The sequence below is a fragment of the Helicobacter winghamensis ATCC BAA-430 genome (assembly GCF_028751035.1).
GTDB classification, from domain to species: domain Bacteria; phylum Campylobacterota; class Campylobacteria; order Campylobacterales; family Helicobacteraceae; genus Helicobacter_D; species Helicobacter_D winghamensis.
The window spans coordinates 84,729-102,853 of the sequence record NZ_CP063533.1; the positions used below are offsets into that span (position 1 = coordinate 84,729).

Consider the following 18,125-nt stretch of genomic DNA (forward strand, 5'->3'; position numbering starts at 1 on the left):
TATGGGTTATTATGTGCCAACAGTGATTGAAAAAACTGGGCGCGGTGAAAGAGCGTATGATATTTATTCTAGGCTTTTAAAAGATAGAATTATTCTCTTAAGCGGACAGATTGATGATGGATTGGCATCATCTATCGTTGCTCAATTACTATTCTTAGAAGCCGAAGATCCAGAAAAAGATATTTATTTGTATATCAACTCCCCCGGTGGTGTAGTAACAAGTGGCTTAAGCATTTATGATACGATGAATTATGTCAAGCCCGATATTAGCACGATTTGCATAGGGCAAGCAGCAAGTATGGGGGCATTTTTGCTAAGTTGTGGCACAAAAGGTAAGCGGTATTCCCTGCCAAACTCTCGCATTATGATTCATCAGCCTTTAGGGGGAGCGCAAGGACAGGCGACAGAGATTGAAATCCAAGCAAAAGAAATTTTACGCTTAAAATCTAGTTTAAATGAAATTCTAGCAAGCAATACAAATCAGCCATTAGAAAAAATTGCAAAAGATACGGATAGAGATTTTTACTTAAGCGCAAAAGAAGCGCAGGAATATGGTTTGATTGATAGTGTTTTGGAAAAAAGTTTAAAATAAGGAGTGTGTCGTGAAAGATGATTTTGGTTCCTTTGATGGATTGCAAAGTTTTGAAGCTAATGGCATTGAGGAATCTAGTTTAGGGAGCGCAAGCTCCTTTTCATCTTTTGGAATGGATACTGAATCTTTGCAACCATCTATCTCAACTCAAAGCGCTGGAACGAGTGGCAATGCAAACTCTTTAGAAGAGTATGGTTTGCAAGTTATTCAAGAATTGAGTGCAAATGGGATTTTGCCCACACCTTATAATTATAGAATCTATTTTGAAAAACTTTTAGAAGACAAATCTCAAGCCTTTAGAGATGATGCTTTTCAGTATGTAGAAGTAGATCAACGCCCAGAAGAAAAGCAGGCTGCTTTGGAATCCAAAGTGCTAAAAACACAAAGTTATATGGCAAGCACTCTCAATCAAGTGGAAGCTTTGCTGAAAAATTTAAAATTGCTCCAAAATATCTTGAAAAAGCACGAAAAAGAAGTAGAAACCACAACTAATGCCATTGCTTTGCAAAACATTATTACAATTTTTCAAAAAGAGTTAGATAAACTTGGCGAAGTTGCCGGGCATCAACTCCAAGATATTAAAACAATGCACGAAAAAACACTTGCTTCTATTCAGGGAATTAGCGATGAGGTGATTTGCAATAGTGTATATGGAATCTATAATAAACGCTTTTTAGAAAAACGCGTGTTAGCTGAAGTAAATTCTGTAAATGTAGGTGGATATAAATCATCACTTTTGCTTGTGCGTGTATCAAAAAGTTTGCAAAGTCGCATTACTTCGGATAAAACAGCAGTGGTGATTAATCGCTCATTATCAAAAATGTTGCAAAAAGTTGCTAATCGTAGTGATATTGTTGCCTATTATGAAGCAGGGATTTTTGGAATTTTATTAAGTCATAGCGATAAAGATGCGGCAAAACGCTTTGCGAACCGCCTGATTGAAAAGGTTGTTGGAATCAATATTATTGTTAATGATGAAGAAATTCCTTTAAGTGTTTGCACTGGCATTGTTGAGATTAATGAATTTTCTAAACAAAAAGAAATTATAAAAAATGGGCTTGAGGCGTTAAAAAAGGCTTCAAGTGGCAATGTTTCTTTCATGGTTTTTGGGGAGAGTTAATGTTAGAAGTTATCACTTATCCCAATCCTTTGTTGCGTCAAATCTCTAAGTCTGTGGAAGTTTTTGATAAAGGATTGCACACGCTTTTAGATGAAATGTATGAAGTAATGCTTGCAAAAAATGGTGTTGGAATCTCTGCAATTCAAGTAGCAAAGCCTATCCGAGCGCTTTTAATTTGTATCCCAGATGAAGATGGCAATCAGCATAAAGAAGATTTACTAGAAGTGATTAATCCAAAAATCATAGAAAGAGACGGGGAAATTCTTTTTAATGAAGGTTGCTTAAGTGTGCCAGAATTTTATGAAGAAATCAAACGCGCTTCAAACATAAAAATCGCCTATCAAGATCGTTATGGAAATCCACAAGAAATTGTTGCGCAAGACTATCTAGCAGTTGCCTTTCAGCACGAAATTGATCATTTAAATGGGGTTTTATTTATTGATAAACTTTCCATTGTTAAGCGCAAAAAGTTTGAAAAAGAGCTAAAGCAAAGGCAAAAGCACTAAATCTCTTTTAATGCTGCACTTAAGTCAATATGGCAATATCCATTAGGATTCTTAGCAAGATATTTTTGATGGTAGGCTTCAGCGGAATAGAAGTTTTCTAACAGGCTTACTTCTGTAACAATTTTTTGAGAAAATTGCTTTTGTAAATTTTCCACAAAACCTTTAATTTCTTTTAGCATTTGTGTGTCTTGCGTATAAATACCGCTTCTATATTGTGTGCCAATATCGTTGCCTTGATAATTGAGTGCAAAGGGATTAATGATACTAAAAAAGCGTTTAAGCAACATTTCAAGGCTTAAAAGAGTAGAATCAAAAGAAATCTCTACTGCTTCTGTTGCCTGTGTTGCTCCGCTACAAACTTGTTGATAGCTAGGAGATTCCACCTTAGAATTTGCATAACCCACTTGTGAATTAAGCACACCCTTAAGCAAATCAAAATACCCTTGCACACCCCAAAAACATCCGCCTGCTAAATAAATTGTTTGTTGCATATGTTTTTCCTAAAAATTAAAAAAATAAAAATTTACTATTCTTTCATATTTTTTACAATATCAATAAGTGGTGTTATATCATAATCTTGTATTTTTTGCTCTAAGGTATCAAAATAGGATTCCATATTATCCAAGGTTAAGATATGTGTTTTATTTTGTATGGCACTAAGTTGTAAGGAGTTCATATCGTTGGCATAATGGATGGTATCACCAGCGTAATTTGCGATATTGTCTGCATAATCTAAAGTATCAAATCCATAGACTGTAACATTTTTTAAATCTTTTGTTTGGTGAAGTAGATAGTAAATAATTTTCTTGCGTTCTATAAATGCTTTGCTATTAATCTTAAAATGGAATCTTGAATAAGGTGGAAGAATTAAATGAAATTTTGTATACGGGTGTTCTTTTATAAAAGACAGAGTAAAAGAGTTTAAAAGTTTTTGTTGTTTGTTTGTATCAATTTTATCTGTATTAAATTCTACAGGTTTTGCTTGCGCAAAGCCTTTAAGATTCTCTTTGAAAATATCAGGGTTAAATTTTATCCAGTTTTCAAAACCGCCTAGTCTTTGGATATGTTTTTCTTCTTTAATCCATTGTAAAAGTGTTTCTAAATCTTTTTTTCCGATACATTTTTCCTTTCTGCTAAAAGTTAAAGCACAAATAATAAATCTATCGTTTAAATAGGCTTCAAAATCATTTAGCAAGGAATCATCATAAAGAAGCTGGAAATTTGGCTTAGTTGTGACTTCATCACTAAAGGCATCTAGGGAATAAATAATTGTTTGTGGATTCCTGTTTTGGAATAAATATTTTAAAATTATTGCTCTTTCTTTAATGCTGCTAGCTGCTGGTGAAATATTCACCCATTTGCCTCCTAGCTTCTCACTTGCTTCTTTAGCAGAAGTATTTTGTAGCATAGAGCTGCCTAAGATATAAGAATCAAAATCATAGTGTTTAATGATTCCCCTAGCCCCCACGCGCATTTCGCTAAAAAATCTTTCTTCTTTGAAATAGCTTTTGTGAAAAATTTGCAAAGGATCATAGAGATAAATTAATCCCAAAGATAAACAAGTTAATGTTATAAACAATATCAGTGTGTAAAAGACAAATTTAAAATTGCTCATAAAATCCCTAAAAATTAAAATAAATAAACTCTACATAAGGTGTTATGCTAAGAGTTACAATAGCAACATAAAACAAAACACTAACAAAAATGACATTTTTCCAAGACGGCTTAAAGTTATGTAGAAGCTCAATGCTGTTTTTGACGCACAAAACAATAATAAACGCAAAGATTAAAAAGAAAAGAGTTTCATTTCTTCCATCAAGATTTGCTAATAATTTTGGAATATGCCTTGCCTTCTCCGGCAACTCTACCCATACAATCCCAAACATTCCTGCTAAAAGATTAAAAGCTCCTTGGAGATTCTCTGCTCTAAAAAACACCCAAGTCATATTTAAAAAGTTAAAGGTAAGAATCCAGCATAACACTTTATACAAACGACTTTGTAAAAAAGTAGCCTTGTGTAAATTTAAAGATTCTAAGATATAACCATAAGCTCTATGCAAACACATCGCAAGTCCGTGTAATGCTCCCCAAATAATAAATCCAAAATGGAATATAGAGATACTCTTTTAAAAATCTCCCTAAAGTAATATGCCATTTTCTCCAAAACTCTGTAATGCTTAAAGACTTATAAGGGGAGTTAAAATTAATTGGCAAAAGGATTCCAAAAAGCAATCCTAATCCTATTGCCATATCACAATACCCACTAAAATCAAAATACAGCTGAAAGGTATAAGATAAAGAAGTCGCCCAAGACTCTGCAATATTTAAAAACCCACCCTTCTCTACAATGCTAAATCCATTATTAGCCCATTTTGCAAAACTATCTGCAATAAAAACTTTTTTAAATAAACCCATAGAGAAAATAAATACACCCTTAGCAATTTTATCCCATTGCACACTTTTAGATAAAGACTTAAATTGTGGCATCATTTCTTTATGATGCACAATAGGTCCTGCAATAAGCTGTGGAAAAAAGCTAACAAATAAGCAATAATCTAAAAAATCAATTTTAAAATGACTTGAAAAGATGGAATCGTAATTTTCTTCTAAGTCTTTAATATCAATTCTTTTATAACAATCCACCAAAAATGCAATTTGCTGAAAGGTAAAAAAGGAAATAGCTAAAGGCAAAAGAATATGGGGCAAAGGAATATTAAAATCTAAATGTAAAAGTTTAGAGAATAAATTAAAATTTTCTAAAAAGAAATCTGTGTATTTGAAAAATCCAAGTAAGGCAAGATTAAAAAAGATTCCAATATAAAGATAGAATTTATTATGCCCCCCCCCCCTATTATTTTTAGCAAAATTCTTTAGCATTAGTGAAGTGATTCCATAATTAATTAAAATGGATAATAACAAAAGCCCAAGATATTTAATTTCCCAAAAGGCATAGAAAAACAAACTTCCAAGCACTAAGAAAAGTTTAGCTAAAAAGTTTTGATTAAAATATCTTAGTCCATAAAAGCCTAAAAGCATAATAGGCAAAAAGGCAAAGATGAAGATATAGGAGCTAAAGAGCATAGGCTATCCTTAGAAAAATTTGGATTTTAACATATTTTACTTAAAGTATTAATAAAGTATTAAAGGATAAATCCACCACCAAGCACTTTAGAGCCATCATAAAGCACAAGAGCTTGTCCGCTTGCCACACCATAAACAGGCTCTTGCAAATGTGCTACAATCACTTCTTTTTGTGCTTCTTTAATCAATTCAATTCTAGCTTTTGCTTTGTGGCTTTTGTAGCGGATTTTTACTTCGCATTCTAGGGTATTGTTGTCTTTAAAATATTCTTTTGGCAAAGAGAAATTTGTCGCACGCACTTCCTTTGTAGCTAGAGCTTCCTTATTGCCCACAACAATAGTGTTATCTTGGGGATTGATTTTTAGTACATAATGTGGAGTTAGCGCACCCTTAATTTCAAAGCCTTTGCGCTTTCCAATGGTATATTGCATATAACCTTTATGTGTGCCAATCACATTCCCTTGCGCATCTAGGACATTGCCTTTAGATTCTGTTTTATAGTGCTTATTTAGCACATCAATATAAGAATTTTCTACAAAGCAAATCTCTTGAGAGTCTTTATAGGTTTCTAGTGTGCCAAGCCAAGAGAGTTCCTTTAAAGCGATAGGCTTAATTTCTTCTTTAATCTTATCCCCAAGTGGAAAAATAATTCGCGAAATCCACTCTTGCTTTAATCCAAAAAGAAAATAACTTTGATCCTTATGTATATCCGCCCCTTGTGCAACCTTACCATCTTTAATTTGCGCATAATGTCCTGTTGCTACATAATCAAACCCCATTTTATCGGCTAAATCAAATGCGATTCCAAATTTTACAAAGGGATTACACATCGCGCAAGGATTTGGCGTTAAGCCCTTTTTGTAAGATTCCACAAAATAATCATAAACTTTTTCTTTAAACAACTCCCTTTCATCAATGATAGAATATTCTATGTTTAAATGTTTTGCGCATTTTTCAATATTACGCACAAAATAGGCGTGCTTTTCCTCTTTATCGTGGAGTTTTAAATACACTCCATAGACCAAATAGCCTTGTTTTTGTAAAAGATAAGCACAATAGCTAGAATCCACACCACCGCTCATTAATAATAAAACTTTTTTCATTTTATTCCTTTGTGTATGTTAATTTTTTTTGCAATAAAAGTTGATTGTCTGTATATTTTGCAAAGTAAATATCAAGGGCAAAAATCTCTCCACTTCCAAGTCTTGCAAAAGGAAATTTTTTGTAATAAAAGCTCTGTTCTTGTCGTGTAGCATTACGGAAAGTTGCCTTGATTTGGACACCTTTTAGATGTGCTAGAGTGTTAGAATCTTTTGCAATTATTACTCCAACACTAGGATTAACATAGGCTAATTTTATATGTTTAGAGTTGGAATCGCTTTTAAAACACAGACTCAAATTTTCTTTAACAAACGCATAATAACAGCTTGCACCATAAACGCTCAAATGCGTATCCGTGCTATCAATCACGCTGAGAGTAAGTAAGTGTTGCTTTGCGATAAACGCTTTAATCCTATCGTCCATAAGCGGAATTTTAGCCAAAAAGGCTTAAGGGAGAGTCGCATTCGCCTTATCAATAAGTGGTGTTATATCATAATCTTGTATTTTTTGCTCTAAGGTATCAAAATAGGATTCCATATTATCCAAGGTTAAGATATGTGTTTTATTTTGTATGGCACTAAGTTGTAAGGAGTTCATATCGTTGGCATAATGGATGGTATCACCAGCGTAATTTGCGATATTGTCTGCATAATCTAAAGTATCAAATCCATAGACTGTAACATTTTTTAAATCTTTTGTTTGGTGAAGTAGATAGTAAATAATTTTCTTGCGTTCTATAAATGCTTTGCTATTAATCTTAAAATGGAATCTTGAATAAGGTGGAAGAATTAAATGAAATTTTGTATACGGGTGTTCTTTTATAAAAGACAGAGTAAAAGAGTTTAAAAGTTTTTGTTGTTTGTTTGTATCAATTTTATCTGTATTAAATTCTACAGGTTTTGCTTGCGCAAAGCCTTTAAGATTCTCTTTGAAAATATCAGGGTTAAATTTTATCCAGTTTTCAAAACCGCCTAGTCTTTGGATATGTTTTTCTTCTTTAATCCATTGTAAAAGTGTTTCTAAATCTTTTTTTCCGATACATTTTTCCTTTCTGCTAAAAGTTAAAGCACAAATAATAAATCTATCGTTTAAATAGGCTTCAAAATCATTTAGCAAGGAATCATCATAAAGAAGCTGGAAATTTGGCTTAGTTGTGACTTCATCACTAAAGGCATCTAGGGAATAAATAATTGTTTGTGGATTCCTGTTTTGGAATAAATATTTTAAAATTATTGCTCTTTCTTTAATGCTGCTAGCTGCTGGTGAAATATTCACCCATTTGCCTCCTAGCTTCTCACTTGCTTCTTTAGCAGAAGTATTTTGTAGCATAGAGCTGCCTAAGATATAAGAATCAAAATCATAGTGTTTAATGATTCCCCTAGCCCCCACGCGCATTTCGCTAAAAAATCTTTCTTCTTTGAAATAGCTTTTGTGAAAAATTTGCAAAGGATCATAGAGATAAATTAATCCCAAAGATAAACAAGTTAATGTTATAAACAATATCAGTGTGTAAAAGACAAATTTAAAATTGCTCATAAAATCCCTAAAAATTAAAATAAATAAACTCTACATAAGGTGTTATGCTAAGAGTTACAATAGCAACATAAAACAAAACACTAACAAAAATGACATTTTTCCAAGACGGCTTAAAGTTATGTAGAAGCTCAATGCTGTTTTTGACGCACAAAACAATAATAAACGCAAAGATTAAAAAGAAAAGAGTTTCATTTCTTCCATCAAGATTTGCTAATAATTTTGGAATATGCCTTGCCTTCTCCGGCAACTCTACCCATACAATCCCAAACATTCCTGCTAAAAGATTAAAAGCTCCTTGGAGATTCTCTGCTCTAAAAAACACCCAAGTCATATTTAAAAAGTTAAAGGTAAGAATCCAGCATAACACTTTATACAAACGACTTTGTAAAAAAGTAGCCTTGTGTAAATTTAAAGATTCTAAGATATAACCATAAGCTCTATGCAAACACATCGCAAGTCCGTGTAATGCTCCCCAAATAATAAATCCAAAATGGAATATAGAGATACTCTTTTAAAAATCTCCCTAAAGTAATATGCCATTTTCTCCAAAACTCTGTAATGCTTAAAGACTTATAAGGGGAGTTAAAATTAATTGGCAAAAGGATTCCAAAAAGCAATCCTAATCCTATTGCCATATCACAATACCCACTAAAATCAAAATACAGCTGAAAGGTATAAGATAAAGAAGTCGCCCAAGACTCTGCAATATTTAAAAACCCACCCTTCTCTACAATGCTAAATCCATTATTAGCCCATTTTGCAAAACTATCTGCAATAAAAACTTTTTTAAATAAACCCATAGAGAAAATAAATACACCCTTAGCAATTTTATCCCATTGCACACTTTTAGATAAAGACTTAAATTGTGGCATCATTTCTTTATGATGCACAATAGGTCCTGCAATAAGCTGTGGAAAAAAGCTAACAAATAAGCAATAATCTAAAAAATCAATTTTAAAATGACTTGAAAAGATGGAATCGTAATTTTCTTCTAAGTCTTTAATATCAATTCTTTTATAACAATCCACCAAAAATGCAATTTGCTGAAAGGTAAAAAAGGAAATAGCTAAAGGCAAAAGAATATGGGGCAAAGGAATATTAAAATCTAAATGTAAAAGTTTAGAGAATAAATTAAAATTTTCTAAAAAGAAATCTGTGTATTTGAAAAATCCAAGTAAGGCAAGATTAAAAAAGATTCCAATATAAAGATAGAATTTATTATGCCCCCCCCCCCTATTATTTTTAGCAAAATTCTTTAGCATTAGTGAAGTGATTCCATAATTAATTAAAATGGATAATAACAAAAGCCCAAGATATTTAATTTCCCAAAAGGCATAGAAAAACAAACTTCCAAGCACTAAGAAAAGTTTAGCTAAAAAGTTTTGATTAAAATATCTTAGTCCATAAAAGCCTAAAAGCATAATAGGCAAAAAGGCAAAGATGAAGATATAGGAGCTAAAGAGCATTTACGGAATATCCTTGTTTTGAGATTTTTACATTAATTGATCAAGCCTGTCTTTTTTCGGGGCAATTTCTGTAATTTGGATTCCAAAGTTTCCATCTACAATGACGACTTCCCCTTTTGCAATCACCTTATCATCTACAAGCACTTCTAAAGGGTCGTTTGCTAGTTGATTAAGTTCTACAACGCTTCCTATATCCATTGCAATCACATCTTTAAGTAACATTTTTTTCTGCCCGATCCTAACTTTTACTTGCAAACGCACATCTAAAAGCATTGCCATATTTTTCATTTCAGCATTATTTAGCTCCACTTTTGCCTGCGCTTCACCATTTCCTGTGCTACTTTCTTCTAGGGCTTGGTTTGCATTTGGGTTAAAGTGGTTTTCAAACGCGCTAGAAAATCCAAAATACAAATAATCTTGTACAGAGCCTATATTAAAAGAAAAAGTATAAAATCCGCTGTAATTTCCAAGTCCTAAATCTCCATCAGGGATAAAGTTAATATTGCTAATGCTAAAACTTAGCTTTGGAAGCTCTTTTTGCCCGCCAAGAGAAGTGGAAATAGCACCAAAGATATTAGAAGCAATCTCTTTTGTTGCGTCCAAATCGTCCGCTTCCATTGTTTCTTTGCTCTCTCCTTCTCCCCCTAACATCATATCAGCTAAAGCAGTTGCAACTTTGGGTGAGATGAAAAATGCTAGGCTTGAGCCATCATCAGTGCTTATATCAATCTTTGCCATAGGGGGATTTATGGAATCGCTTTTACCATCTTGTGCTTCTATGTGGCTAACTTCTGGCGTTTGTCCTAGTAAGCCTTCAATAGTAGCGGTTGTTTCTTGGATAATGAGTTTTAAAAAATCATTAAGCATTTTTACTCCTCTTCTAATTCGCTAGCGCGCGATTTTCTTTGCACTTCAAGCATTTCTAAAATTTCTTTAACTTGGTCTTTTTCTGTTTTTATCATCTCTTTAACTTCAATGGTTTTACGATAACGATGTAGCCCAATACTAGCTAAAAACTTTTCTCTACCATCAACATTGATAATTACTGTATCATCAGCAGGGCGATCTAGTCGCACAATATCACCCACTTCTAAATCAAGAATTTCGTGCATTGATAGCTTTGTTTCTCCAAGAACGGCAGCAACATTGACTTTTGCGCCCCCTAAGAGTGCTTGAAGCTCTTTATTTCTTGATTTTTTCGCACTGGTTTCACTTAGCATTATATCCCTGCTCGCAAGGCGTGATAGCACGGATTCTAGGGAGATAACAGGATAGCATAAGTTCATCATTCCGCTACTATGCCCGATGATAATCTCCATAACTACCATAATAACAATTTCATTTTGTGCAACAATTTGCACAACGTTTGGGCTAGATTCCTTTACATCAACGGTTGGAAAAATCTCTGTAATAGGCGCCCACGCTTCTTTAAGGTTTTGCATCATTTGGCGTAAAATTGTATCAAGTAAATTTAATTCAATATCACTAAATTCTCTTGTGGATTCATAAGGATCGCCTTTGCCGCCTAAGAGCCTATCAATCATAGGGAAGGCAATACTAGGGTTAATCTCTAAAACACCTGTGCCATCAAGGGGTTTCATAGAAAACACATTGAAGCTTGTAGGGCTTGGCAAGCTCATTAAAAATTCCCCATAAGTCATTTGATCCACGCTGTGAAGTTGAATCTCGACGATGGAACGCATAATTGCAGAAATTTGACTAGAGAGACTTCTTGCCATCTTATCGTGGATTCCGCGAAATGCTCGGAGTTGCTCTTTGCTAACGCGATTTGGGCGTTTAAAGTCATAAAGCGTGATTTGCCTTTGCTGAACAACAGCAGGTTTTTCTAGTGTTTCTGGCTCTCCGCCTTCATCATCTACAACTTCTAATAACGCATCAATCTCTTCTTGACTTAAAATATCAGCCATCTAACCCCCTTTCTTCAAGGTATTGTCTAACCCTTCTAATCACTGCTCTGTGGAGTTGAGAAACTCTAGCTTCACTCACTTCTAAGACTTGACTAATCTCTTTAAAGCTAAGTTCTTCATAATAGTAGAGTTGCACCACAAGCTGCTCATTAGGCGTTGCGTGCTCTAGGATTTGTAAAATTACAGAGATTAACTCTTCTTTTTCAATACTTTCAAGTGTGCCTTCCTTTTGTTCGCCAAGTTGATCATCAATAGGCAGGACACTATAAATTTCACTTGCCATTCTCGCTTCTTTGATTTTTTCTTCATTCTCACCTAAAAGCTTGCTTAAATACGCATTATCAGGTTCTTCTTGGTGTTCATTGTAATAAATGGCAATTTCTTTTTCAATGCGTTTAACTAAGGTGCGCATATTGCGCGAGAGTGGATCAAGAGAACGGAGATAATCTAGCATCGCCCCTTGCACGCGTGGTCTTGCATATCCCCAAAAGGAATCATTTAGGCTATTATCGTATTTGCGTGCAAGTTTGATTAACTCTTCTGTGCCTATGGAGATTAAATCAGAGAAATCTACACTTGCTGGCAAGCGTTCTTTTAAGCGGAAAGCCATTGTTTTAAGGGCTGGGAGATAATCTAGCGCCAAGGAATCTTGATTGCGTTTAAGTGCATCTTGATAACCATTAGAAGTCATCGGCATAGTCGTTTCTTTCTGCCTTGTTGGCTTTATTGCGCAAATCTTCTTGTTCCTCTTCGCGCATTGTTTTTTCCATTGTTCTTAGGAATCCGCGGATTTTGTTTGTAGCTTTTTCGCGTTTATCAAACTCGCTAATATATTCTTCTAAAAGTGTATTGTAGGTATTCTTTTTGCTAGTGCTTTCGTGCGTATTGATAAAGCTGACAAAGAGCGATACGCTAATAAGTGTAATTAAATAAAATCCCATTGTAGAAACAAGTGTGCCAGCTACAATCATTGCAGGATCGTCAAACTTTAAAAAGGATAATAAAAGCCCAATAAAAAATCCATTAACAATCGCGAAACTTAAAAAATTATCCATTTTCAAAGACATCTTGCTTCCTTACATTTCCTAAAAATGTCCCAAAATTTTTTTTAGGAATTTTCCAAATCTTTTATCCTCTTGCACTAGCACATTCCGTTCCATTTTTTTAGCTAATGCTCTTGCGATTTCTTCTATCTCCATTGAAGGCGTTGCGTTTGGCTCTTCTTTGACAAAAATACTACGATTTTTGCTGTAATGGTTAATCAAAGTTGCTTTTGTAATCTTGCCAATATATTCAAGGTTAATTTTGCTTATGTTACTTTGAGCAATTTTTTGCACCTTTTTAAAAATCATTTGTGCTTCATCATTATTTTTTGCCATATTAACAAGCATAAAAATGCGTTCTTTAAAGTTTGCAGCAAGTTTGATTGTCGCATACGCATCAGTAATTGCTGCTGGATCTGGAATTGTAATTACAATGGCTTCATCGCTATTTTTTAAAAAAGTCTGTGTGTATTCGCCAATGCCAGCCCCTGTGTCAATAATTACGAAATCAAGACTATCTAAAAGCGCGGAATCTTCAATAAGAGCTTCAAACATAAACTCACTTTTGTAACGAAAAATATCTGTCCCAGAATCTCCGGGTATTAAATATAATCCGTGTTCAATGGGGAGAATAATATCTCTTAAACTTGCTTGATTTTTAAGAACATGTAAAAGATTTTTTTCACAACGCACGCCAAACATAATATCTAAATTTGCAAGTCCAATATCTGCATCAAAGATTCCAACTTTAAAGCCAAGTTGCCATAGCTTATAGGCTAAATTTGCGCTAAATGTGGATTTGCCAACACCACCTTTTCCGCTTGTAATGGTGATAAACTTCGTGCTAGTTGCTTTTTTAGAATGGATTAAAAGCTCTAATTCTGCTGCTTGATTTTTCATTTAACGAGTCCATCTAACAAGCAATCAATCAAAAAATCACTTGTAGCAACGCTTAAATCATTTGGCACTTCTTGCCCTGTGGAGAAGTAGCTTACAGGTTTTTTGGTTTCATAAATAAGTGAAAACACATTGCCATAACTATGCGTTTCATCAAGTTTGGTAAAAACTAGAGTGTCAATTCCAAGTGTTGAAAATGTGTGGTAAATATCCTTTAAATCTTCGTATTTTGTGGTAGCACTCATTACTAAACTTACATCAATTTTTGTGTTTGGATCAGCATTAACAAAGCTCTTTAGCGATTCTAATTTTGCTCTATCGTGCTGAGAGCTTCCTACTGTGTCAATTAAAATATAATCACAATATTTTAAAGAATCTAGCGCGCTTACAAACTCTTCCGTATCAACCACTGTATCAATGCTCAACTTCATTTTCTTTGCATAAAACATTAGCTGATCCACTGCACCGATTCTGTAAGTATCAAGCGTTATGATTCCAACTTTGTAATTTTTATTTAATAATCTAGAATAACGCGCTGCAAGTTTGGCTAGAGTAGTGGTTTTTCCTACGCCTGTGGGACCTACTAACATTATAATGTTTTTTGCATTGCTGCTTAGTTTTTCTGATCTTGCAACTACCATTTTGCGTAAAACTTCCCTAAAATAGCGTTTGATTAGCACAGAGTTTTCACGCATTTTAATAGGCATTAGCTCTAGTGTTAATTGCATAATCTTTTCTAAATGTTCTTTTGCCATTCCGCTTGCTTTTGTGATTCTATAAATCTCTGCAAATTCATGTGGAATAATAAGCCCATCTCGCTTTGGTCCGCGTTCTTCCCAAAACATATTTTGTATAAGCTTTAACTTGTCATTTAAGCGATCAATTTCACCTTTAATAAGACGCAAATCATCAGTTTGAAGCTCTTTTTTATTTTGCGGGGTGGAATCTTTTGAATCTTCTTTTTTAAATTCTATTTGTTTGGGTTGTGAAGTTTGTATTTTTGTGGGAGCTTGATTTGTTTTTTGCTCTCCATAAGGGAATTTTGCTGGGATTTTTGATTCCACGCCCGCAATTTGTGAGATTTGACGCACCGCATCAGAGAGCTGCAAAGATACATCTTCTGGGAGTGGTGGCATATTTTGTGCAATGCGTTTTCGCTCAATTTCTTTTTGTGCGATTAACTCTAGGCGTTCGGCGATATTGTTTGTTTTTGGTTTTTGTTCATCTTGCCGTTTTGCTTTGGCTTGTTTTAAATCTTCTTCGCTAATGGCAACAGAAACTTCATAAGTGCCATCATTTAGCTTTTTTTGTGTGATGATTGAAAACTCATCACCTAACTCTTTTTTGGCTTCTGCTAGGGCTTGCGCTCCTGTTTCTGCGGTAAAAGTAAATAATTTCATAGCATTCTCCAAGCTTTAATTGCAATGTATGAGCGGAATCCAAACACTTTCTCGCTCACTCCAAGCCCTGTGTGGAATCTCTAAACTCCCCATAACAATGCGCTTATCCTTAAAAGCGATAATGTCTAAATCTAGCGTGCGTGGCGCATTTTTAAAAGGGCGTTTGCGTGCTCTCCCAAAATAGCGTTCTAAATATGCGCAAAAACTCCAAAAATCCGCTATTCCAAGCCTTGTTTTTATCCAAATTATCATATTATAAAAGTCTGGTTGTTGTGTGTAGCCAAAGGCTGGATTTTTTAGGATCGGTGAAGTGGAAATTATAACATTTTTACAAGAGAGTTTTTTAAGAAGCTTCCAAAAACGCACTAAAGTTTCCCCACAATTCCCTCCAACTCCTAAAATCACAAAATTTTTAAGTTCGCCATAAGTCTTAAAAATCCTATAAGGATTAGGCTTGCGGACTTGTGTAAAGCGCGGAGTTTTAGCGGTTTTAAATTTTGAATTCCAACTTTTTTTATGTGTTTTTGGAATAAATTCTATTAAATCTTTGCCTAGCGACTTTTGTATATAGGTTTTTACGCCATAATAATGTTTGCTTTGGGTATTTTGACTAGATTTTACAAGCATTACAAAGTCTTTCCTAAAACTCTTGCACCACAAGATTCTAGCACAACTAAATCTTCAATGCGCACGCCATAGTGCTCTGGGATATAAATGCCTGGCTCAATGGAAAACACCATTCCTTCTTGTAAGATGATTTTAGAGCGCGGCGAGATGTTTGGAAGCTCGTGAATATCAAGTCCAATTCCGTGTCCTGTGGAATGGACAAAGTATTTTCCAAAGCCTGCCTTTTCAATTACATTGCGTGCTAGCGCATCAACTTCACTGGCTAGCATTCCGGGCTTTGCGCCTTTGATAGCTGTTTCTTGTGCTTTTAGGACAATATCGTAAATCTTTTGAAGGTTGGAATCTAAAAAGTGTTGTTTCTTGCAAAAAGAGATTCCATCTTTGCCAAAAAATCCTGTGCGTGTCATATCTGAGCAATAACGCTTATATTTAAGCCCTGCATCAAAAAGTAGCAAATCTTTCTTTTTGAGCTTATCTAAACTAGGGAGAGCGTGTGGTTTAGCGGCATTGCCATTAATACCAACAATGGGATTAAAGCTTAAATCATATTTTCCTTTGTTACTTAAAAAGCCTTGTGCCTTGAAGTGCAAAAAGGATTCTGTGGAGTCTTTGCCCTTTTTGCTAAGGAATTTTGCAAACCTCTTAAAAGCCTTAAAATTTAGATGTTGTGAATGCTCTAAAAGTTCGATTTCATCAGCTGTTTTTACCATTCTTTTTTCTTGATGGAAATTTGGTTTTGGAGTAAAATTGATCTTAATATTGTGCTTTAAACGCTCAAAGACAAAGACAGAAAATTCTTGTGGATTATAAATTAGCGTTGATTTTTCGTGCTTTTTTAAGATTGTGCGTGCAGAGCGGATAAGATCGTGGGTAATAATAAGAGAGATTGCGTATTTTTCGTGCTTTAGATTTTCTTTTGCTTCTGTTGCATAACGCCCATCGGTAATAAAATATCCTTCATCGCCAAAGGCTATAAATAATGCATTATCACAGCTGTAACCCACTTCAAAATAAAGGGCATTTTCGTCTTTTATGATAAAGTTATCCATAATGCCCTCCTATATAGTTATTGTTGTTCTTGCGCAGTTTGAGCCTGTGCTACTGCTTGTTTGCGCGCATTTTTAACTGCATTTATTTCTCCTACAATTTGTGTTAGTCCATTAAGTGCTAAGTGGTAGCCTAGTGGTCCAAATCCCGCGATAACTCCAGCACAAACCGCTGCCGTTAAGCTTTCTTGACGGAATTTTTCCCTGGCGTGAATGTTGCTAATATGCACTTCAATAGTTGGAAGATTTACTGCTGCAATTGCATCGCGGATTGCAACAGAAGTGTGAGAATACGCTGCTGGATTAATGATGATTCCATCAAATTGCCCGAAGCATTCTTGGATTTTATCTACAATTTCACCTTCAAAATTGCTTTGAAAAAAGCTCACCTCTATGCCCATTTGTTGTGCTTGAGTTTGGATATTTTCGTGGATTGTTTCAAGTTTAACAGGTCCATAAATGCGTGGATCTCGCACGCCTAGCATATTTAGGTTTGGTCCTTGGATTACCATTACTTTCATTCTTTACTCCTAAGATAAAAATTGCTAGATTATAGCAAAAAGATTCTAAAATATGGAATCTTAGGGTAAAAGCTAGTAAAATAATAGAGTTAAATTTATTAAGGAAGTAAAATGAAAATTGCGTTAATTTGCGATTCCTTATTGCTAGATAGAAGTTTGGAAATGTATTTAAAAGAATATTTAACAAGCTATAAAATGTGTGATTTTGCGGTGGCAACGCAGCCTGTGGAATCTCAAAAGCCTGTCTTTTTAATTGGCAATATGGAAGGGGCGCATTTAAAGATTCCTTTCACAAAAGAGCTTTTATTAAAAGAGCTGGAATCTTTTTATTATGCGCTAAATGGAGAGAGTAAAAGTGCGATTTCTCCAAGATTAGAAAGAGAAATTGAAGAGATTAGGGCATTTAATCAAACAAGCGCAAGTATTGTAGAGCCTTTAAAAATACAGAAACAGACAGAAAATATGAATTTGGATTTCAATATTTTAGAGGATTTAAACATAAAGCTTGAAACGATTTTAAGGCGTTATGCAGAAGAGATTAAAGAAGTTATTTTGGAGCATTCAAAGGAAAAACGTGGCTAAGATTCCAACTTTAAGAGTGATTGGTGGAATCTACAAGGGGCGGAATTTGCAAATGGCGCCTTTGGAAATCACACGCTCTTCAAAGGCAATTTTAAAGGAATCGCTTTTTAACACGCTAAGTGCGGATATTGTGGGGGCGAATTTTGTGGAGTTTTTTGCTGGAAGTGGAAGCATAGGGATTGAAGCATTAAGTCGTGGTGCGAAGTTTGCGCTATTTTTTGAACAGAATAAAAAATCTTTTGCAGTGTTAGAATCTAATTTGGTAAATATTTGCAAAAACCCATCTTCTTATAAACTTGTTTTTGGAGATACTTTTAAGGAATATTTTGTGGCTTTAAAAACACTAGAAACGCCTAGTATTGCTTACATTGACCCACCTTTTGAAATGCGTGAGAATATGCAAGATATTTATGTAAAATGTTTTAAAATGATAGAAAATTTGGATTCTAATATTTTTAATTTGGTTGTTTTAGAGCATCATTCCACGCTCATAATCCCAGATAAAATAGGATCATTTGCGTATATTAAAACCAAAAAATTTGGCAAAAGTAGTTTAAGTTATTTTGGATAAGGTTGGATTCAAAATTAACTAGGCGAAAATTTGTATAGTTTATTGTGGTTTTAAGGCTTTAAAAAGAGATTTTTAAATAAAGAGAATATAAAATGCGCCACGGTATTT

The 18,125-nt window shown here is 34.3% G+C and carries 19 protein-coding genes and 2 pseudogenes; 5 read left to right on the forward strand and 16 right to left on the reverse strand.

The annotated features are described in order from the left end of the window. Nucleotide 1 precedes the first annotated feature (1 nt). Genes clpP through def form a run of 3 tightly spaced genes read left to right on the forward strand, consistent with a single transcriptional unit; the run spans nucleotide 2 to nucleotide 2,218 of the window. Entirely contained in the window at nucleotides 2–592 is a 591-nt protein-coding gene (gene clpP, locus IP358_RS00430; RefSeq protein ID WP_006802238.1) for an ATP-dependent Clp endopeptidase proteolytic subunit ClpP, read from the forward strand. Nucleotides 593–602: 10 nt separating this feature from the next. Next, nucleotides 603–1,712, forward strand: a complete 1,110-nt coding sequence (locus tag IP358_RS00435) for a GGDEF domain-containing protein (RefSeq protein ID WP_006802237.1) — start codon at nucleotides 603–605, stop codon at nucleotides 1,710–1,712. Beyond that, nucleotides 1,712–2,218, forward strand: a complete 507-nt coding sequence (def, locus tag IP358_RS00440) for a peptide deformylase (RefSeq protein ID WP_006802236.1) — start codon at nucleotides 1,712–1,714, stop codon at nucleotides 2,216–2,218. Before IP358_RS00435 ends, def begins: the two co-directional genes overlap by 1 nt. Here the strand turns inward: def and msrA are convergent. The 16 genes and pseudogenes from msrA to aroQ form a co-directional block, all read right to left on the reverse strand. Continuing rightward, a complete protein-coding gene (gene msrA, locus IP358_RS00445; RefSeq protein ID WP_006802235.1) occupies nucleotides 2,215–2,709 on the reverse strand; it encodes a peptide-methionine (S)-S-oxide reductase MsrA in 495 nt (164 codons plus the stop codon). The genes def and msrA overlap by 4 nt on opposite strands. Before the next feature lie 35 nt (nucleotides 2,710–2,744). Continuing rightward, nucleotides 2,745–3,833, reverse strand: a complete 1,089-nt coding sequence (locus IP358_RS00450) for a hypothetical protein (protein WP_101357037.1) — start codon at nucleotides 3,831–3,833, stop codon at nucleotides 2,745–2,747. Between the two features lie 7 nt (nucleotides 3,834–3,840). Further along, a pseudogene (locus IP358_RS00455) lies at nucleotides 3,841–5,299 on the reverse strand (MBOAT family O-acyltransferase). A 59-nt stretch (nucleotides 5,300–5,358) separates the two neighbouring features. Continuing rightward, entirely contained in the window at nucleotides 5,359–6,402 is a 1,044-nt protein-coding gene (gene mnmA / locus IP358_RS00460) for a tRNA 2-thiouridine(34) synthase MnmA (RefSeq protein ID WP_006802234.1), read from the reverse strand. Nucleotide 6,403: 1 nt separating this feature from the next. Further along, entirely contained in the window at nucleotides 6,404–6,841 is a 438-nt protein-coding gene (locus tag IP358_RS00465; RefSeq protein WP_232086783.1) for a hypothetical protein, read from the reverse strand. 6 nt (nucleotides 6,842–6,847) lie between these two features. Further along, entirely contained in the window at nucleotides 6,848–7,936 is a 1,089-nt protein-coding gene (locus IP358_RS00470) for a hypothetical protein (protein WP_101357036.1), read from the reverse strand. 7 nt (nucleotides 7,937–7,943) lie between these two features. Next, nucleotides 7,944–9,402: pseudogene (locus tag IP358_RS00475) on the reverse strand (MBOAT family O-acyltransferase). A gap of 27 nt (nucleotides 9,403–9,429) precedes the next feature. Next, complete coding sequence (gene fliY, locus IP358_RS00480; protein ID WP_006802232.1) at nucleotides 9,430–10,269, reverse strand: flagellar motor switch protein FliY; 840 nt, start codon at nucleotides 10,267–10,269, stop codon at nucleotides 9,430–9,432. Between the two features lie 2 nt (nucleotides 10,270–10,271). After that, nucleotides 10,272–11,330 carry a flagellar motor switch protein FliM gene (gene fliM / locus IP358_RS00485; protein ID WP_006802231.1) on the reverse strand — a complete coding sequence of 353 codons (1,059 nt, stop codon included), beginning with the start codon at nucleotides 11,328–11,330 and terminating at the stop codon, nucleotides 10,272–10,274. Further along, nucleotides 11,323–12,027 (reverse strand): RNA polymerase sigma factor FliA, encoded by a 705-nt coding sequence (locus IP358_RS00490; RefSeq protein ID WP_006802230.1) that lies wholly within the window; start codon nucleotides 12,025–12,027, stop codon nucleotides 11,323–11,325. The genes fliM and IP358_RS00490 overlap by 8 nt, the downstream gene beginning before the upstream one ends. Then, nucleotides 12,011–12,397, reverse strand: coding sequence for a hypothetical protein (locus tag IP358_RS00495; RefSeq protein WP_006802229.1), 387 nt, complete (start codon nucleotides 12,395–12,397; stop codon nucleotides 12,011–12,013). Before IP358_RS00495 ends, IP358_RS00490 begins: the two co-directional genes overlap by 17 nt. A gap of 18 nt (nucleotides 12,398–12,415) precedes the next feature. Further along, the gene (locus tag IP358_RS00500) at nucleotides 12,416–13,273 is read right to left on the reverse strand and encodes a P-loop NTPase (protein ID WP_006802228.1); all 858 of its coding nucleotides are present in this window, start codon (nucleotides 13,271–13,273) and stop codon (nucleotides 12,416–12,418) included. Further along, entirely contained in the window at nucleotides 13,270–14,670 is a 1,401-nt protein-coding gene (gene flhF, locus IP358_RS00505) for a flagellar biosynthesis protein FlhF (protein WP_006802227.1), read from the reverse strand. The genes IP358_RS00500 and flhF overlap by 4 nt, the downstream gene beginning before the upstream one ends. A gap of 15 nt (nucleotides 14,671–14,685) precedes the next feature. Continuing rightward, on the reverse strand, nucleotides 14,686–15,297 hold the full coding sequence (folK, locus tag IP358_RS00510) for a 2-amino-4-hydroxy-6-hydroxymethyldihydropteridine diphosphokinase (protein ID WP_006802226.1): 612 nt from the start codon (nucleotides 15,295–15,297) through the stop codon (nucleotides 14,686–14,688). After that, entirely contained in the window at nucleotides 15,297–16,346 is a 1,050-nt protein-coding gene (locus tag IP358_RS00515; RefSeq protein WP_006802225.1) for a M24 family metallopeptidase, read from the reverse strand. The genes folK and IP358_RS00515 overlap by 1 nt, the downstream gene beginning before the upstream one ends. A 17-nt stretch (nucleotides 16,347–16,363) precedes the next feature. Further along, a complete protein-coding gene (gene aroQ / locus IP358_RS00520) occupies nucleotides 16,364–16,864 on the reverse strand; it encodes a type II 3-dehydroquinate dehydratase (protein ID WP_006802224.1) in 501 nt (166 codons plus the stop codon). Nucleotides 16,865–16,975: 111 nt separating this feature from the next. On the opposite strand from aroQ, the gene IP358_RS00525 reads away from it, so the two are divergent. Both IP358_RS00525 and rsmD read left to right on the forward strand, forming a co-directional pair. Next, nucleotides 16,976–17,446: a hypothetical protein gene (locus IP358_RS00525; RefSeq protein WP_006802223.1), complete on the forward strand. Its 471-nt coding sequence runs from the start codon at nucleotides 16,976–16,978 to the stop codon at nucleotides 17,444–17,446. Next, on the forward strand, nucleotides 17,439–18,017 hold the full coding sequence (gene rsmD, locus IP358_RS00530; protein WP_006802222.1) for a 16S rRNA (guanine(966)-N(2))-methyltransferase RsmD: 579 nt from the start codon (nucleotides 17,439–17,441) through the stop codon (nucleotides 18,015–18,017). The genes IP358_RS00525 and rsmD overlap by 8 nt, the downstream gene beginning before the upstream one ends. The last annotated feature ends 108 nt before the right edge of the window (nucleotides 18,018–18,125 follow it).

Bases quoted from the DNA above. Each gene is read 5' to 3' on its own strand.
- clpP (WP_006802238.1), top strand. From the start codon at position 2: ATGGGTTATTATGTGCCAACAGTGATTGAAAAAACTGGGCGCGGTGAA.
- def (WP_006802236.1), top strand. From the start codon at position 1,712: ATGTTAGAAGTTATCACTTATCCCAATCCTTTGTTGCGTCAAATCTCT.
- msrA (WP_006802235.1), bottom strand. From the start codon at position 2,709: ATGCAACAAACAATTTATTTAGCAGGCGGATGTTTTTGGGGTGTGCAA.
- IP358_RS00450 (WP_101357037.1), bottom strand. From the start codon at position 3,833: ATGAGCAATTTTAAATTTGTCTTTTACACACTGATATTGTTTATAACA.
- mnmA (WP_006802234.1), bottom strand. From the start codon at position 6,402: ATGAAAAAAGTTTTATTATTAATGAGCGGTGGTGTGGATTCTAGCTAT.
- IP358_RS00470 (WP_101357036.1), bottom strand. From the start codon at position 7,936: ATGAGCAATTTTAAATTTGTCTTTTACACACTGATATTGTTTATAACA.
- fliY (WP_006802232.1), bottom strand. From the start codon at position 10,269: ATGCTTAATGATTTTTTAAAACTCATTATCCAAGAAACAACCGCTACT.
- fliM (WP_006802231.1), bottom strand. From the start codon at position 11,330: ATGGCTGATATTTTAAGTCAAGAAGAGATTGATGCGTTATTAGAAGTT.
- IP358_RS00490 (WP_006802230.1), bottom strand. From the start codon at position 12,027: ATGCCGATGACTTCTAATGGTTATCAAGATGCACTTAAACGCAATCAA.
- IP358_RS00495 (WP_006802229.1), bottom strand. From the start codon at position 12,397: ATGTCTTTGAAAATGGATAATTTTTTAAGTTTCGCGATTGTTAATGGA.
- IP358_RS00500 (WP_006802228.1), bottom strand. From the start codon at position 13,273: ATGAAAAATCAAGCAGCAGAATTAGAGCTTTTAATCCATTCTAAAAAA.
- flhF (WP_006802227.1), bottom strand. From the start codon at position 14,670: ATGAAATTATTTACTTTTACCGCAGAAACAGGAGCGCAAGCCCTAGCA.
- folK (WP_006802226.1), bottom strand. From the start codon at position 15,297: ATGCTTGTAAAATCTAGTCAAAATACCCAAAGCAAACATTATTATGGC.
- IP358_RS00515 (WP_006802225.1), bottom strand. From the start codon at position 16,346: ATGGATAACTTTATCATAAAAGACGAAAATGCCCTTTATTTTGAAGTG.
- aroQ (WP_006802224.1), bottom strand. From the start codon at position 16,864: ATGAAAGTAATGGTAATCCAAGGACCAAACCTAAATATGCTAGGCGTG.
- IP358_RS00525 (WP_006802223.1), top strand. From the start codon at position 16,976: ATGAAAATTGCGTTAATTTGCGATTCCTTATTGCTAGATAGAAGTTTG.